The sequence below is a fragment of the Martelella sp. AD-3 genome (assembly GCF_001578105.1).
In the GTDB taxonomy this organism is placed as follows: domain Bacteria; phylum Pseudomonadota; class Alphaproteobacteria; order Rhizobiales; family Rhizobiaceae; genus Martelella.
In genome coordinates, this window is the sequence record NZ_CP014277.1 from 20,151 (window position 1) to 34,796 (window position 14,646).

14 protein-coding genes and 1 pseudogene are annotated in these 14,646 nt (G+C 58.2%); 5 read left to right on the forward strand and 10 right to left on the reverse strand.

Annotated features, from left to right (window positions below):
* The first annotated feature begins 45 nt into the window (after positions 1–45).
* The 3 genes from repB to AZF01_RS22605 all read left to right on the forward strand — a co-directional run bounded on the left by repB (position 46) and on the right by AZF01_RS22605 (position 2,952).
* The gene (repB, locus tag AZF01_RS22595; protein ID WP_024706735.1) at positions 46–1,032 is read left to right on the forward strand and encodes a plasmid partitioning protein RepB; all 987 of its coding nucleotides are present in this window, start codon (positions 46–48) and stop codon (positions 1,030–1,032) included.
* A gap of 156 nt (positions 1,033–1,188) precedes the next feature.
* A complete protein-coding gene (repC, locus tag AZF01_RS22600; RefSeq protein ID WP_024706736.1) occupies positions 1,189–2,508 on the forward strand; it encodes a plasmid replication protein RepC in 1,320 nt (439 codons plus the stop codon).
* A 177-nt stretch (positions 2,509–2,685) separates the two neighbouring features.
* Complete coding sequence (locus AZF01_RS22605; protein WP_024706737.1) at positions 2,686–2,952, forward strand: type II toxin-antitoxin system RelE/ParE family toxin; 267 nt, start codon at positions 2,686–2,688, stop codon at positions 2,950–2,952.
* Positions 2,953–3,107: 155 nt separating this feature from the next.
* Here AZF01_RS22605 and AZF01_RS22610 read toward each other — a convergent pair whose 3' ends face one another.
* Genes AZF01_RS22610 through AZF01_RS22620 form a run of 3 tightly spaced genes read right to left on the reverse strand, consistent with a single transcriptional unit; the run spans position 3,108 to position 6,326 of the window.
* The gene (locus tag AZF01_RS22610) at positions 3,108–4,085 is read right to left on the reverse strand and encodes an ExeA family protein (protein ID WP_024710159.1); all 978 of its coding nucleotides are present in this window, start codon (positions 4,083–4,085) and stop codon (positions 3,108–3,110) included.
* Positions 4,085–5,737, reverse strand: coding sequence for an IS481 family transposase (locus AZF01_RS22615; RefSeq protein ID WP_003501095.1), 1,653 nt, complete (start codon positions 5,735–5,737; stop codon positions 4,085–4,087). Before AZF01_RS22615 ends, AZF01_RS22610 begins: the two co-directional genes overlap by 1 nt.
* Positions 5,730–6,326, reverse strand: coding sequence for a recombinase family protein (locus AZF01_RS22620; protein WP_024710158.1), 597 nt, complete (start codon positions 6,324–6,326; stop codon positions 5,730–5,732). The genes AZF01_RS22615 and AZF01_RS22620 overlap by 8 nt, the downstream gene beginning before the upstream one ends.
* Positions 6,327–6,781: 455 nt before the next feature.
* On the opposite strand from AZF01_RS22620, the gene AZF01_RS22630 reads away from it, so the two are divergent.
* Entirely contained in the window at positions 6,782–7,879 is a 1,098-nt protein-coding gene (locus tag AZF01_RS22630; RefSeq protein WP_024707196.1) for an IS630 family transposase, read from the forward strand.
* Here AZF01_RS22630 and AZF01_RS22635 read toward each other — a convergent pair.
* The 6 genes and pseudogenes from AZF01_RS22635 to tnpB all read right to left on the reverse strand — a co-directional run.
* Positions 7,868–8,755: a LysR family transcriptional regulator gene (locus tag AZF01_RS22635; RefSeq protein WP_024710142.1), complete on the reverse strand. Its 888-nt coding sequence runs from the start codon at positions 8,753–8,755 to the stop codon at positions 7,868–7,870. The genes AZF01_RS22630 and AZF01_RS22635 overlap by 12 nt on opposite strands.
* A 12-nt stretch (positions 8,756–8,767) precedes the next feature.
* Positions 8,768–9,766, reverse strand: coding sequence for a phosphonate dehydrogenase (locus AZF01_RS22640; RefSeq protein WP_003501101.1), 999 nt, complete (start codon positions 9,764–9,766; stop codon positions 8,768–8,770).
* Positions 9,767–9,779: 13 nt separating this feature from the next.
* Positions 9,780–10,586: a phosphonate ABC transporter, permease protein PhnE gene (phnE, locus tag AZF01_RS22645; protein WP_006473411.1), complete on the reverse strand. Its 807-nt coding sequence runs from the start codon at positions 10,584–10,586 to the stop codon at positions 9,780–9,782.
* A 70-nt stretch (positions 10,587–10,656) separates the two neighbouring features.
* The gene (phnD, locus tag AZF01_RS22650; protein WP_024710143.1) at positions 10,657–11,505 is read right to left on the reverse strand and encodes a phosphate/phosphite/phosphonate ABC transporter substrate-binding protein; all 849 of its coding nucleotides are present in this window, start codon (positions 11,503–11,505) and stop codon (positions 10,657–10,659) included.
* On the reverse strand, positions 11,502–12,311 hold the full coding sequence (phnC, locus tag AZF01_RS22655; protein WP_006473175.1) for a phosphonate ABC transporter ATP-binding protein: 810 nt from the start codon (positions 12,309–12,311) through the stop codon (positions 11,502–11,504). The genes phnD and phnC overlap by 4 nt, the downstream gene beginning before the upstream one ends.
* Before the next feature lie 220 nt (positions 12,312–12,531).
* A pseudogene (gene tnpB, locus AZF01_RS24600) lies at positions 12,532–12,714 on the reverse strand (IS66 family insertion sequence element accessory protein TnpB); the annotation flags it as partial.
* Positions 12,715–13,103: 389 nt separating this feature from the next.
* Here tnpB and AZF01_RS22665 point away from each other — a divergent pair.
* Positions 13,104–13,430, forward strand: a complete 327-nt coding sequence (locus tag AZF01_RS22665) for a helix-turn-helix transcriptional regulator (protein WP_024710144.1) — start codon at positions 13,104–13,106, stop codon at positions 13,428–13,430.
* A 25-nt stretch (positions 13,431–13,455) separates the two neighbouring features.
* On the opposite strand, the gene AZF01_RS22670 is transcribed toward AZF01_RS22665, so the two are convergent.
* On the reverse strand, positions 13,456–14,535 hold the full coding sequence (locus AZF01_RS22670; protein WP_024710145.1) for a site-specific integrase: 1,080 nt from the start codon (positions 14,533–14,535) through the stop codon (positions 13,456–13,458).
* Positions 14,536–14,646 lie beyond the last annotated feature (111 nt).

Sequence of the window (14,646 nt, forward strand, 5' to 3'; positions counted from 1 at the left end):
TTTGTCGCATCTTCAAATACTTGTCACGCGATCGGGGGGACTGATATGGCACGCAAGCACCTTTTGAACCATGTCATAAGCCCGAAAGAGGCCAGCGATAAGCCTGAGGCTGGGCAAGACGGGCGCTCCGCATATGCCTTGCGCGGCGCATCGCGCTCGATGTTGCTATCGCTTGAGGAAATGGCGGAGAATTCGCTGCGTGTCCAGGACGGCGAGACAGTTGTCATGCTGGACCCGGACGATATCGATCCATCGCCCTATGTCGACCGCATCGAGGAAGATGGCGAAGCCTTGAATGTGCTGGTTGAAGCCATTCGCGAGGCTGGGCAGATTTCGCCGATCCTTGTGCGACCCAATCCGGACGTCGCCGGCCGCTTCATGCTCGTATATGGTCATCGCCGCACCCGGGCGGCAAAGATGCTTGGCATCAAGGTCCGTGCGATTATTCGCGACCTCGAGGAGCTTGCGCATGTGGTGGCCCAGGGACAGGAGAACACGGCGCGCGCGGACCTCTCCTTTATCGAAAAGGCGCTGTTTGCCAGCCGGCTGCAGCAATCCGGCATCGACAGGCAGGCCATCCGTCAGGCGCTCAGCATTGATAACGCCATGCTTTCGCGCATGCTTTCGATCGCGGAGGGCATCCCGACGGACATTCTCGAGCAGATCGGGGCGGCCAAAGGGATCGGCCGCGATCGTTGGGATGAGCTAAAACGTTTGCTGCTGCCGCCAGCAAAGCTGGAACAGGCGCGTCAGTTTGTGGGGGAGGGGCGTTTTCAGGAGCTCGGCTCACCGGAACGATGCCTGGCGCTGCTTGAGGAGCTGAAGCGCAAGGGAAGGCGGGCGAGGCTGAAGAATGTCAGCGAGAAGAAATGGTCGCTGGCTGACAATAAGATGAGCGTGACAACAAAGCACGCCACAAACGGTTTTTCTCTTTCACTCAAGGCTGCGGATGCGGATGCCTTTGGCACCTATCTTTCCGCCCAGTTAGAAGCGCTTTACGACGAATTTCAACGTCAGCAGAAGAAAGGATAACGCGCAAAAGAAAAAAGGCCCCCAAACGACGAGCGTCCGGAAGCCGATTTGTAACTAGCACCTACTGATTCGCATTTCCGACCGTTTCCGTCAAGAGGCTTTCCTGCATTCGATGTGGGGAGGGGCGGATTCTTTTGCCTTTTTAAGAGGTGAACCATGGACAATGCGATGACAACGACGCCCTTTGGGCGGCGGCCGATGTCGCTCGCGATGCTTTCAAGTCAGAAAGTGGCGCGGGAAGCCCCGAAGGGGGCTCGGCTCAATAAGTGGAAACTGTTCCATACTGTGCGCGAGGCGCGGGAAGCGCTGGGGGCGAGTGATCGCGGCCTTGCGATCCTGAACGCGCTTTTGACCTTCTATCCCGAGAACGAGCTTGCGGAGGAAACCGGCTTCGTGGTTTGGCCCTCCAATGAGCAGTTGATCGCGCGCGCCAACGGCATCTCGCCGGCGACGCTGCGCCGCCATCTGGCCGTCCTGGTCGAGTGCGGGTTGATCATCCGCCGCGACAGTCCGAACGGCAAGCGCTTCGCCAGGAAGGGCAGGGGAGGGCAGGTCGAGCAGGCCTATGGCTTCGACCTGTCGCCGCTTGTCGCCAGGGCGACCGAGTTCGAGGCGATGGCCGCACGGATCGCCGAGGAGCGTCTGGCGCTGAAATGCGCCCGGGAACGGCTGACATTGCTGCGCCGTGACATCGTCAAGATGATCGAGGCCGGGCTCGATGAGGGTGTTCCGGGCGAATGGGCGAAGATGACGCGCATTTATCGAGAGATCATTGACCGGCTTCCGCGCCGCCCCGACCTGGCGATCGCCGAGGATATTTGCGATGCTCTGGCCCTGCTGCACGAGGAAGTGCGTGAGACATTGGAATTTCACGTAAATCCGCAAAAAAAGAACGCCAATGAGTCTCATTCTGAGCGTCACAAACAGAATTCAAACCCAGAATCCCAATTTGAATCTGAATATGGCTTAGGAAATAGACCAGAAGCGAGTGGCAGCGCCGACGAAACCGACAACCTGCACAGCCTGCCGAAGCGGGAAATGCCATTGGCACTGGTGCTGGACGCCTGCGAAGGCTGGCGGGATCTGGCAAAGGGCGGCTCGATCCGTAACTGGCGGGAGTTTTTGGGTGTCGCCGAGATCGCCCGGCCGATGCTGGGCGTCAGTCCCAGCGCCTGGCGGGAGGCGGCCGAAATCATGGGCGACAAACAGGCCGCGATCACCCTTGCCGCCATCTACCAGCGCGGCGAAGCCGTCGTCAGCCCCGGCGGCTATCTGCGCAACCTGACGGACCGCGCCCGCGACGGCCAGTTCTCCGTCTGGCCGATGGTCATGGCGCTGCTCAGGGCACGGATCGAGGCTGGAAACAACGAGCCGCCGCCAAAACCCGATGCCGACGGGAGAGGGGAGGACCGCCGCGATGATGGTCTTTCCGTCTCGCCCGCCCTGGCACGCTCGCTGAAAAAGCCGGGGAGATGACTTGGAGCGCAGGCGTCATCACGGAACCTGCCGCATTGGTGAGAAAAGCCGATGTCCGGACATAGGAGATACGGATAATTCATTATTTGCCGGCACCTCCAGAGGAAGCGTTACCGTTGCGTTGAGGAGAGAAATTGACTATATATCCCAAAGTATCTATATCATTTAGGATATTAAATGACGAAATGGAAGGTCGCGTTTCATCACCGCTTCAAAGGCGAGATCACAGATCTTCCAGCAGATGTTCGGGTCGAATTGCTCGCGCATCTGGTGCTGCTTCGCGAAAAGGGATTTCGACTGGGACGGCCTGAGGTCGACACACTCGAAGGCTCCAAACACGCGAACATGAAGGAACTGCGCGTCAAGGTGTTGAAGGTGCAATGGCGGTTCGCGTTTGCCTTCGATCCGGAGCGAAAGGCTATATGTAGCGGCTTGCCAACATAAGCGCCTCTGCTCGCAAACATCGGCATTTTCTGCTCGAATTATCTGACAATGGAGCGGGCGTCGTGCTCACGCTCTTTGCCAATGTGCTCGCAAACATCCGGGTCTGCTTGCAAACATCCCCCACGTGCTCAGATTAATTGCCAGCGACGGCATGGTCAAACCGGGACGCCTGCCTGTCGTAGTTGCTCGGTCAGCTGACGGGAATATTCGGGATCAAGGGTGCCCGCCAGGAAGGCGCGGATATCCGACGGCCGAGCATTGAGGTGCGTGACCAGAGCCGTCGCATCGTAACCATTTCGGGTCAACGTCGGTTCGAGATCGTCGATGGCGCGGGACAGGACCTGCTCGACGATTTCGGCGGTAACCGGCTTGGCGCCGAGGCGAAAGCCCTGCTCGAATGCGAGGGTGAGATGCATCTCGATCTGAAGCGGCGTGCGCAAACGTTCGGCGATGAGGTCGATGGCTTCTTCCTCGAGGAGTTCGCCAACCTTTACGCCTTCGGCCGCACAGGCGCCAAGCAGCCAGGCAACATAGTCGCGGCGCGCGGAGCCGATCCCCTCGTAGTCAAAAATGGTCGTGCGGTAGCCAATCTCCTCCATTTGCGGCCGGCGCAGATCATTGCGCAACCGGGGATGCCCGACAAGAAGTACGGAAAGGAGCACGCCGGCGTCGGCGACCACCTCCATCAGTCGCTTCAGGCCGGTTAAGGTCTTGTGGTGCAGGTCATGGGCCTCGTCGACCACGAGGACGATCGGCCGTTTGCCTTTTTTCATGATGTCGCGCAGGTCGCGCTCCCGGCGCTCGGCCTGCTTGGGGATCTTGACCTGCGCACGATCGCCGGGAGACAAGTCGTAGAACAGGGCTTCAATGAGCGATGGCAGCGAAGTGCGCCGCTTGTCGACCGCCAGCGATTTGGCGAGTGCGACCTTGCCGGCTTTGGTGAGTTCGGCCTCGATGCGGCGCAAAAGGTGGGTTTTCCCCGAACCGACCAGGCCGGAGACCACGACAAGCCGACCGGTCTGGACGGCCGCACACACCTCGCGGATGATCGTGCGCTGATGCTCGGTCTCAAAGTTGCCGGCCCCTTGGAAAGGCCGGTCGAGGCCGTAACTGGATTGAACGTCAGCGAGCATCATTCTTCCTTTCTTCGCGCCTGGAAGCGTTCGCGGATACGGGCCGCGATCATCTTTTTGTCGAGTGTTTCTCCAAGCAGTTCATTGATGAAGGCGCGGTCACCGGCATTCATCGCGCCGATCGGCCGGCCGAGCTGGTCGGCGATGGCCCCACGGGCTGCGAGGCCATTTGGATAAGCGGTCTCTATTGCGGGTTCCGGAAACGGTGTCCGCCGTACACTCAGCCCAGCCGTGGTCGGGGGCAGCGAAGGCAATGGACGATCCCCGCCGGTGACCGCGGCGCGGGGGAGCCCAAGTTGGTCTGCCAGGCGCACCACCTTGTCGAGCCGCTCTTCGAGCTTGCTCTTCTGGTATTTGCGATAGCGAAAGAGGGGAACCGCCCCGCGCGAAGGTTGGAATGGACCGAAGCGCTTGCCCTCATGCTCGACGAACAGTTCCTGATCGAATAGGCCCCAGAGCAAGGTCACCGTTTCGCCGGCAAGTTCGGGCTCGACCTCATAGGATGCGCCTTCGACCGATACGGTCGCGTCTCCAGCAACCGTCCGTCGTTCCGGTTCGCGCGCAAAGGCGCAGAACCGCTCCCAGGAGCACATCGCCCGCACCCCGTCAGGAGGAAGATGCCGCAGCCAATCCTCGATGCGTGCATGAGACTCTGTGCGATGGTCGCCGTTATTGTAGGTGACCAAGGCGCGCCTGAGCCAAAGGTTGGCTTCCTCTTCGTCCTTCGGCTTGTGGAAATGATAGAGGGTCTCGTGCACTTCCTTGATCGTGCGAAACGGCCGCTCGACCTTGCCTTTCGCTCGCGCCGGCGTGCGCCGCTCGCTGTCCGACGGGGGCATATGCGTGAGAACCCGGACACCAAGGCTACCCATGACGGACTGGAAAACGCGCGAGCGGCTCACCGGCCCGTTATCCATATGGATGGTCGTTGGAATCCCCTGAAGCGGCAGTTCCGGTTCAGGCTTGGCGGCGAAGGCATTGTAGAGAAAGCGCAAGGCGGACTCCGCGTCCTCGCCGTAGACGGAGCGGTATTCCTGATAGCTCGCGCCGGAGCGATCATCGACCACGGAGAACAGCATCAGCGTCGGCCGGCCGCGCCCTTCCTCGACCCAAAGCGGCGCTTCCACCTGCTTCAGGTCGGACGGGCTCATGTCGAAGTGCCAGAGTTCGTTGGAACGCCGCGCCTGGAATCGGACGGCAGCCACCGGGCGGGTGACGCGCGCATAATCCAGGCCGGAAACACGCAGCAGCCGATCGACCGTTGCGCGTTTCAAGATGCCGGGCGGTGCACGGACCAGGCCATCGGGCGTCACCACGCCGTCTTCCTCAAGCAGCTTGATGGCGCGCGCCGTGGAGATATGCCGCCCCTTCCGGTTCGCCGTTCTGATCTTCAGGGCCGCGATGATTTCGGCATAGGTTTCCATCTCCGGCTGCGGGGCGATCCGGGAGGTTCCGTGATCGGCGCGCCGTACGGATTTCGGGCGGTTCAACTCCCGCAGCGCCCGATACAGGGTCCAGATCGAGATGCCGTAGGCATCGGCGGCACGAGCAACAATCTCGGTACGGCCTGGATCACGGGGAGAAAGCAGCGACAATCGCCGTCGAAGATCGACAAGAGCCTCTCCGGGCGGCCGCTTTCTCCGCTCAGCCATGGACGTCCTCGGATTCCACTGTTTTGGGAGAGCCACCCTTCTTGCCGATATGACGATAGAGGGTTGCAACAGAAACCCCCATGCGCTGCGCAATATTGCGTACCGGTATGCTGCCTTCCTTCATCAGGGCGCGCGCCGCGGCAATATCGCCCGGGCGCATCGCGGGCGGGCGGCCACCCTTGCGGCCACGTTGCCGCGCCTCGACCAGTCCAGCCGTCGTGCGTTCGCGGATCAGAGCACGTTCGAACTGGGCGATCGCACCGAAGACATGGAAGGTCAGCATGCCGCCCGGCGTCGTCGTATCAATGCTCTCGGTCAAGGACACGAGCCCGATCTTCGCGCGCTCCAACTCTTCCGCCGTCGCGATGAGCTTCTTTAGCGATCGCGCCAACCGATCGAGTTTCCAGACAACGAGCGTGTCACCAGTGCGAAGCACGTCGGAGAGAATTCGGCCCAATTCCGGGCGGTCATCGCGAGCGCCTGACCCGCGCTCGGTAAACACCTTCTCGCAACCGGCGCGTCTCAGCGCCTCAAGCTGAAGCTCCGGATTTTGATCGATCGTGCTGACCCTGGCGTACCCGACCCGCATAGCCATCCAAATGTTCTTGAAAGTCGTTGGACACATAGCATTTTGCGACAACCGTTTCTATAACAGTTTTGAGAAGATTCCATCGCGCCATTCAAGGGGCGTGACGGCATGCGCTATGGCATGCTCAAAAACCCTCGTTTATGACAAACGATCCATGGAAACCAACTATGTGTCTGACGGCCGAATATTCGCGACATGGAGCAGGGAACCTTACGCATCGAAAATCGGGCGGTCCCCGATCTTGTCCCCCTTGTATGGGATACTCCGGGAATTGAGGCGGCGATACCAAAGGATGCGGTCGGCCAGGCCGTTACCATGTTCGAGCCGCAGGAATGCGCCAACTACTTCAAATCTTGCGGATATGACCCCGAGTAATGTGGACGTGCTCTAGTCACCTGGAACAAAAGTAAGTCACATTTTGTTGACCTTCTGTCACAAGAGCAGGAGTTTGGTTTATGGTTGGCAGACAGGCTGCCCTCGTCGTTCTGAGCGAGGCTGATAGAAATTTCCTCGAATCTCAGGTGCGCCGGCATAAAGCGCCACGCTCGTTGTCGGATCGATGCCGGATGGTTTTGCTTTGCGCGCAAGGCCTTCAAAGCAAGGATGTTGCCGAACGTTTGGGTGTTCACGAGCACACGGTTGGGAAATGGCGTCGCCGGTTCGTACAGGATGGCATTGAGGGGCTGACAGACGAATACCGGGCAGGTCGGCCACGCACTGTCTCCGATGCCAAGGTTGCTGAGGTTGTCGAACGCACGTTGAACACGACGCCCAGGGACGCCACGCACTGGTCCATCCGTTCAATGGCGGCCGACAGCGGGCTTTCGCACACCACCATCCGGCGGATCTGGACAGCATTCGGCCTGCAACCGCATCGTGCCGAGACATTCAAGCTTTCCTCCGATCCGCTCTTCGTTGACAAGGTGCAGGATATCGTCGGCCTTTATATGGCGCCGCCGGATCGGGCGATCGTGCTCTGCGTGGATGAGAAATCGCAAATCCAGGCATTGGACCGCGAGCAGCCGGTTCTGCCAATGGCGCCGGGCGTTGTGGAACGGCGGACGCATACTTATGTCCGCAACGGCACGACGTCTCTGTTTGCCGCGCTCGACATTGCCACCGGCGCGGTCATCGGTCATTGCTACAAGCGGCATCGGGCCACCGAGTTTCTTGACTTTCTGAAACGGATCGATGCCGAAATGCCTGATGGGCCGGACGTGCATCTGGTGATGGACAACTATGCAACCCACAAGACGCCGAAGATCAAGGCCTGGCTTGCGCGCCGCCCGCACTGGCATGTTCACTTCACGCCGACGTCGGCGTCCTGGATCAATCAGGTGGAGCGGTGGTTTGCAGAGCTGACGCGAAAGCAATTGCAGCGTGGCGTCCACCGTTCTACCGCAGAACTGGAAGCCGACATCAACGCATTCATTGAAAGCCACAACGAAAACCCAACCCCATACAAATGGGTCAAATCCGCAGACCAGATCCTCGCAGCCGTCAAGCGTTTCTGCCAGAAGACAATGAACCGAACTTCAGATTCACGTGACTAGGTCACCCAGAGGGGCGCTCGCATCGAGTATAACCTTAAGCGCGATTGCTTCCGGTGAACCATCCTCCATATGTACGGGATGTACAGCCCACACAGACTTTTCGAGAACCACATTCTCAACAGAAACCTCATAAAGCCTACCCGACGCGAGCTCATCGAGGACAGTGCTCCTCATCACGATCGAAATGCCGAGACCAGCTCGAACTGCATGCTTCACAGCCTCAGTGCTCCCGACATTGAATGAGATTGGGAATTGCTCTGCCGCTTGGCCGAAGGCCTCGCGGAGCACGGATCCGGTACCGGTTCCACGTTCTCCGCCAATGAGGGACTCTTGAAATAACTCTGCCGCTTCAATTGTTTTTCGCGTCCTCCAATTATGCTGTGGGGATACGATTATTACCAGCTTTTCCTTCCGCCAAAGGCGGGCTTGATATCCTTTTCGATCGTCCCACCATTCGGTAAAGGCTAGATCAATCTCCTTCCTCAAGAGCTTTTCGATGATTTCAGGATTTGAGGCAACGGCCACCTCAGGTGGCCGGCCTTGAGCATCCTGTAAACGCTTCAAGTGGACTGGCAAAATATAGGTACCGATGTTAGTACTGGCACCCAACGTAATCCGGCCGCTGTGCAGGCGGTCCAGAGATCTCTTCGTGACGGTCAAAAGGCTGCGTGCGAATGGCAAGAATACGAGCCCTTGCCGAGTCGGCACACACTTGTCCTTCCTCCTCTCGACCAGCCGCACCCCTAGTATATCCTCCAATCGTTTCACATTATGTGAGACAGTCGGTTGGGATATCTGAAGCCGTCGCGACGCCTCGTGAAAGCTGCCAGTTTCGATTACCTCTATGAATGCTGCGACATGCGAAAGGCTAAACATTACTTTCTCTAATCAAGGAATTAGTTGAACCTCGTTAATTGCCGCACGAGGTCTTCGGCCTTGGACAAAATCTATAATGTTGTCAGCAGCCTCGTGCTCGATAGCCAAACGCGACTTCGCCACTGCTGAGCCTATGTGGGGTGTCAAGATCGAATCATGTTCGCGATTGAGGAGACCCCCGTGGACCTTGTCAGGCCGGTCGGGTCTGGCCCAGTCCTCCATCTCATAAACATCAGCGGCGTAGCCTCCCAAGCGCCCCGCCTGCAATGCAGCGACAACAGCCTCTTCATCAACCACGCTTCCGCGTGCAGGATTAATAAGAAGTGCTCCTTTGGGCATTTTGGCGAGTTGTTCAGCGCCGAGGAGATGCTTCGTTTCGGCCGAAAGCGGGAGTGCACACACAAGAAAGGTAGACGACGAGATCAACTGGTCAAATTCAAGAGGCTTTACGTTCAGTCTGATCTCATCGGCTTTGTCCAGGGATTGACGATCCCAGTACGACACAATGGCGCCGAAGGTACTTAGGCGCTGTGCTATAGCTTTTCCGATCGCTCCCATCCCTAAAATGCCGATTGCTGTGCCCTGCAGCCCAAGGCCGTAAAACCGAGGGCGCCAACCTTTGTAATCCCTCCTGACGCTCTTGTCGCCTGGCAGAATGTGCCGCCCAAGAGCAATCATCAGACCGATTGTAAGTTCGGCTGTCGGGTCAGTGAGAAGATCGGACACTATCGTGACGTGGACTCCACGCTGCGTGCAGGCTTCGATGTCGAAGTTATCGAAGCCTTTCAGCGCACATGCCACAAGTTGAAGATCGGGAGCGTGCGCGAGTACAGACGCGTCGATCATGTCCGGCATGAACGCCATCATCGCCTTGGCGTCGCTCAATTCTGCGAGCAGTTTCTCGCGGGGCCATGTATCATCAGTATCGTTGCAAACTAAACGAGCGTGGGGAGATAGCTTTGAGATAATCTCCTCGTGGACGCGATGGGTGATTACTACCTTTGGGAGCATTTAATTTATCCTTCTATTGCAGCTGGCGGCGGAGGAGAGCGCCGACCTGGTCAACGATGGTGACCATCAGAAGGACAACGAGCATGATCGCAAGAACCTCCTGATAATTCATGATCCGGAGGGATGTCATCAACTCGAAACCGATACCACCAGCTCCCACAGTGCCCAGGATTGTCGAGGCGCGGAAGTTGTACTCCCACCGATAGATGGTCACATCGGCCAATTGCGGTAGAACTTGTGGCAAGATCGCCCGCGTCACGATCTGGAACGGCGACGCACCAGCTGCGCGTGCGGCTTCTATAGGCGCATTATCGCAATGCTCGATCGCCTCCGCAAAGAACTTGCCCACCATGCCAACCGAGTGAAGACCAAGAGCCAGCACGCCTGGGAGCGCTCCAAATCCCACTGCCGCCACGAAGACGATGCCCATAATCAGCTCCGGGATCGACCGTAGACCATTCAACAATCCACGCGATATCATATAGATGACAGCGTTGGGTGCTGTTTTCCCTGAGGCGAAAAAGCCAACTGGAAGTGATATCAGTACCGCGATCGCAGTCCCAGCTATACTCATCGCCAGAGTGTCGATGAGAGGGCTGATCCACTCCAAGCCTCGGTTGAAATCCGGGGGAAACATTTCCGTACCGAGCTGCCAGAGCGCAGGAAACCCAGATCCCAGACGCTCCAGATCAAGAAGACCGGAGTGATAACTGCTAACAATGATCACACACGCAATTGCCAACGCGATCACGCCAGCTCTGGTCCAAGCTTTGTTTTGATGTTGAAGGATAGAGTCGTAGTCGGCCGACGGCTGTGTCATCACATATCCTGGAAGAAAGGACGCAGGCCAGCGCCTGCGTCGAAAGGTGAGAAACTGTCTCGAACGCGCCTTACTGACTCAGGTCCAAGTTCAGCACTTTACCGAGCTCACGGACGACGTCGTAGGCTTTGTCATCGATCGGAGCGAACCCATCGGCTTTGAAGGATGCCAATACCTTTTCGTCTTTAAGGTCGATGAAGGCTTTGGTGATCGCCTCTTTCAACGAAGTGTCAAGATCCGACCGCATGGTCCAGGGGTACTGCGGGAACGGATCGGACTCGGCGAGGGCGATAACTTTCTTAGGATCAATGGTGCCACGAGCGACCATTGAATTGTAGATGGGCAACGAAAGTCCGCCAATCTGAGCATTGCCATTCTGCACTGCAATAGCCACGGCATCATGCGACCCTACGAAGTTCTCGCTATAGTCTTTTCCAGCCTCAACTCCGGCCTTAAGCAGCATAGATTTCGGGATAAGGTGGCTTGAGGTGGAAGCCACGTCCCCAAACGCGACCTTTTTCCCTTTTGCATCTTCAAGGCTTTCGATGCCAGCCTCTGCATTGGCGACAACTACAGCGCGATAGGTAGTTTCGCCATCCTTCATAAGTGCTGCGAAAGGCTCGATATCAGCCTTGGTTCTCGCGAGCGTGTAAGAGAGCGGCCCGAAATAAGCCAACTCAAGCCGGCCGAAACGCATCGCTTCGATCATTGACGAGTAGTCGGTCGTTACGATCAGTTCAATCTCCCGACCGAGTGTCTTCTCAAGATACTCCTCGAGAGGACGATTGTTTTTGATGACAGTGGCGGCGTTCTCGTCCGGTAGCAACGCGACGCGCAATGTCTCTGGATTTGAGCCAGCATGCGCCAACGAACTCCAGCCAAGAACGGCGAGGAATGCGAGGGACAGAAGCTTCTTCATAATGCGGCCTCCATGGCAGCTAAAGGTTGATCATACTCGTAGTTGGACAAATCTTGTGTTGTGGTCGGATTTCTTGGGGCGCTGCGGTAGATCGACGCACACATTTGATCGGTCAGTTCGTCGACAGCGGCGTCCGCAACCACTTCCCCGTCGCGCATAGCAATGACCCGGTCGCCGAACCGGCGAGCTAGATCGATCTGATGAAGGCTGATCACAGCAGTGATGCCGTCGGCTGTGCATATTTCGCGAAGCTGCGACAGGACCTCGACAGCCGTTTCAGGGTCCAGACTTGCAACGGGCTCATCTGCAAGGACCAGTTGGGGCTTCTGGACCAGCGCGCGCGCAATGCCCACCCGTTGCTGCTGACCGCCGGATAGTTGATCCGCCCTGACGAGAGCCTTGTCAAGAAGGCCTACGCGTTCAAGGCATTCCAACCCCAGCCTTCGATCCGAACGCGGCATAGGGAACAACGTACGCCAGCCAGAGTGGTAGCCCAGGCGGCCCGTCATGACGTTGTCGAGCGCGCTCAAGCGCCCTATGAGTTGGTGCTGCTGGAATATCATCCCAGTTCGCCTTCGGTGAATGCGAAGCTTAGTTTCCGCATCCAGAGCACCAATATCGTTAGAAGTGATCGAACCAGACGTCGGCGCAACCAAGCCGTTGAGTGTCCGGATGAGGGTAGATTTGCCTGCGCCGGATCTACCGAGGAGCACGACGAACTGACCCTGGTTGAACGTCAATGTCGTTGTCTTCAAAGCTTGGGTGCCGTTGGCATAGGTCACGGCAACTCCGTTCAGAGCCAGCATCACAATAATCCTGATCGTTAGTGGTGCATCGATTGAATATTTGCATCACTATGGGCGACATATGACGTCCGTTTATCAGGCTCGTGAAACTTCAATGACAGCACTTAAACTCAGCTCTACCTCCTCGCGTAGCTGCGATGGAGAAATTTCACCCAGAGCCGCCTGATCATGACGGCCCGGTCCCAATTCTACACCACCTTGACGGATGCTATCCCATATTCGGCCAGATAAACCGGCCCTTCTCCAGCCGCCGGGTAAAAAGGCAGGCGCCCAGACCATCATGCCAGATGATCTTCAAAATATCCGATCTGCGGCCCCTGAAGACGAAGAGATGCCCTGACAACGGATCATGCTGCAGAACCTCCTGCACCCGAAGCGCCAAGGAGGGAAAGCCACAGCGCATGTCCGTATATCCGCGCCTTCCTGGCGGGCACCCTTGATCCCGAATATTCCCGTCAGCTGACCGAGCAACTACGACAGGCAGGCGTCCCGGTTTGACCATGCCGTCGCTGGCAATTAATCTGAGCACGTGGCGGATGTTTGCAAGCAGACCCGGATGTTTGCGAGCACATTGGCAAAGAGCGTGAGCACGACGCCCGCTCCATTGTCAGATAATTCGAGCAGAAAATGCCGATGTTTGCGAGCAGAGGCGCTTATGTTGGCAAGCCGCTACAGCTATAGTCCTTTGCGGCGGTGCAAAGAGCGGTGTGAGCCAGAGACTCTTTTACAAGCGCCTGCTTGATCTGGCGGACAAACGGTACGATGAGCATTTGAGCGAGTTGGAGAAGAAACATGGATGATCTCGATAAGCTGATGCAGACGCTTCCTGAAGAAGAACGAGGCGCTATTGAAAAGCGTGCCGGCGAGCTTGTTGCGGCCTACAATCTGCGGGAACTGCGCGTACTTGCCGGACGGACGCAGGAGGATGTGTCCGTTGGAACAGGTATCAAGCAGAACAATGTTTCGAGACTGGAGAAGCGGGCCGACATGAAACTGTCGACGCTTCGCGATTATGTTGAATCCCTTGGCGGCACGTTGAAGATCGTCGCGGATGTCGCGGGCAAGAAAGTTGATCTGTCGAGCATTGCGGAGCGCTCCCGACACGGCCCAAAGCTCTGAGAGAGCCACGGCAGGGGAGGGGCTGCTACAGCCCCGCCGCCTTGGTGAGATTGACGCGGAACCGATCGCGCCGGCGCTGGTATCGCCTTGTCATCTCGGCCGACGCATGGCCGAGTTGTTTCTGGACATAGCGCTCGTCAACCTCGGCGGAGGAGGCGAGCCCGGCTCTCAAGGAGTGACCGGAGAACAGCTTTATCCGTTCGGCCTCCGGCAATTCGCCGCGAATGCCGGCGGCAAGAACCGTCTTCTTGATGAGGCGGGCAATTTCCTGGTCCTTCAGCCGTTCGGGGCCGACGACCTTGCCTTTGCCGGTGACACGGCGGAACAGCGGGCCATGGCCGATCCTGCCGAGTTTCAGCCAGGTTTCGACGGCGGCGACCGGGCAGGTGAGATCGGAGGAGCCGCGGCCGATCTCGACCTCGCGCCAGCCGGTTTTGCCCCGGAGCGTCACCAGCATCCCCTTGTCAAGGATGTCGATCCAGCCGTCTCCCTCCTCGGTCTGGTCGCGGCCGCAGTCGAGCGCGACGATTTCCGAGCGGCGCAGGCCGCCGGCAAAACCGATCAGCAGCATGGCGCGATCGCGCAGGCCCCGGAGCGTGCCGCGATCGAGCGTCTCGACCATGGCGATCAGCTCCTCGGGCAGGATCGCCTCTTTCTGGCGCGGCGGCGCGGCATGGCGATTGCGGATGCCGGCAAGCACCGTGGCGATATGGCGGTCGCGGCGGTCGAGCGAGAGGCCGCGCTGGGCATAGTTCCATGCGATCGCCGAAAGCCGCCGCTCGATGGTGGAAACCGCGCTCGGCTTTGCCCCGGCAGCGGCCTCGCCGGAGGCAAGCGCCGTGATGTAGAGCCCGACAATCTCCGCATTCGGGGGCAGGGCAGAAAGACCCTTGCGCCGGCACCAGCTTGAAAAATGCGCCCAGTCGGCGGCATAGGCGCGCCGCGTATTGGCCGAGCTTGCGGCTTCGACATATCCGCGCGCCCGTTCGACCAGCGGCGCAAGATGGCCAGCCACGGCGCCCGACGGCCCGGAAGGCTCCAAAGCAACATCCGCCTCCGTGCTGAGAGACGGGCTGGCGTGCGGATCGACGTCGTTTTCGGGCATGAACGGCCTCAGAATGCGGTTTTTCTCTATAAAGAGTATTATGAACGATAATGCAAGATTATCATTCATAAAAAGATAACGACAGGCAGTGCGGATATTGCTGAAACGGAT

Excerpts from the sequence above, each read along its gene's own strand:
- AZF01_RS22630 (WP_024707196.1), top strand. The coding sequence starts at position 6,782 with ATGGTTGGCAGACAGGCTGCCCTCGTCGTTCTGAGCGAGGCTGATAGA.
- AZF01_RS22615 (WP_003501095.1), bottom strand. The coding sequence starts at position 5,737 with ATGGCTGAGCGGAGAAAGCGGCCGCCCGGAGAGGCTCTTGTCGATCTT.
- AZF01_RS22620 (WP_024710158.1), bottom strand. The coding sequence starts at position 6,326 with ATGCGGGTCGGGTACGCCAGGGTCAGCACGATCGATCAAAATCCGGAG.
- repC (WP_024706736.1), top strand. The coding sequence starts at position 1,189 with ATGGACAATGCGATGACAACGACGCCCTTTGGGCGGCGGCCGATGTCG.
- AZF01_RS22670 (WP_024710145.1), bottom strand. The coding sequence starts at position 14,535 with ATGCCCGAAAACGACGTCGATCCGCACGCCAGCCCGTCTCTCAGCACG.
- phnE (WP_006473411.1), bottom strand. The coding sequence starts at position 10,586 with ATGACACAGCCGTCGGCCGACTACGACTCTATCCTTCAACATCAAAAC.
- AZF01_RS22640 (WP_003501101.1), bottom strand. The coding sequence starts at position 9,766 with ATGCTCCCAAAGGTAGTAATCACCCATCGCGTCCACGAGGAGATTATC.
- AZF01_RS22610 (WP_024710159.1), bottom strand. The coding sequence starts at position 4,085 with ATGCTCGCTGACGTTCAATCCAGTTACGGCCTCGACCGGCCTTTCCAA.
- AZF01_RS22665 (WP_024710144.1), top strand. The coding sequence starts at position 13,104 with ATGGATGATCTCGATAAGCTGATGCAGACGCTTCCTGAAGAAGAACGA.
- phnD (WP_024710143.1), bottom strand. The coding sequence starts at position 11,505 with ATGAAGAAGCTTCTGTCCCTCGCATTCCTCGCCGTTCTTGGCTGGAGT.
- repB (WP_024706735.1), top strand. The coding sequence starts at position 46 with ATGGCACGCAAGCACCTTTTGAACCATGTCATAAGCCCGAAAGAGGCC.
- phnC (WP_006473175.1), bottom strand. The coding sequence starts at position 12,311 with ATGCTGGCTCTGAACGGAGTTGCCGTGACCTATGCCAACGGCACCCAA.
- AZF01_RS22605 (WP_024706737.1), top strand. The coding sequence starts at position 2,686 with ATGACGAAATGGAAGGTCGCGTTTCATCACCGCTTCAAAGGCGAGATC.
- AZF01_RS22635 (WP_024710142.1), bottom strand. The coding sequence starts at position 8,755 with ATGTTTAGCCTTTCGCATGTCGCAGCATTCATAGAGGTAATCGAAACT.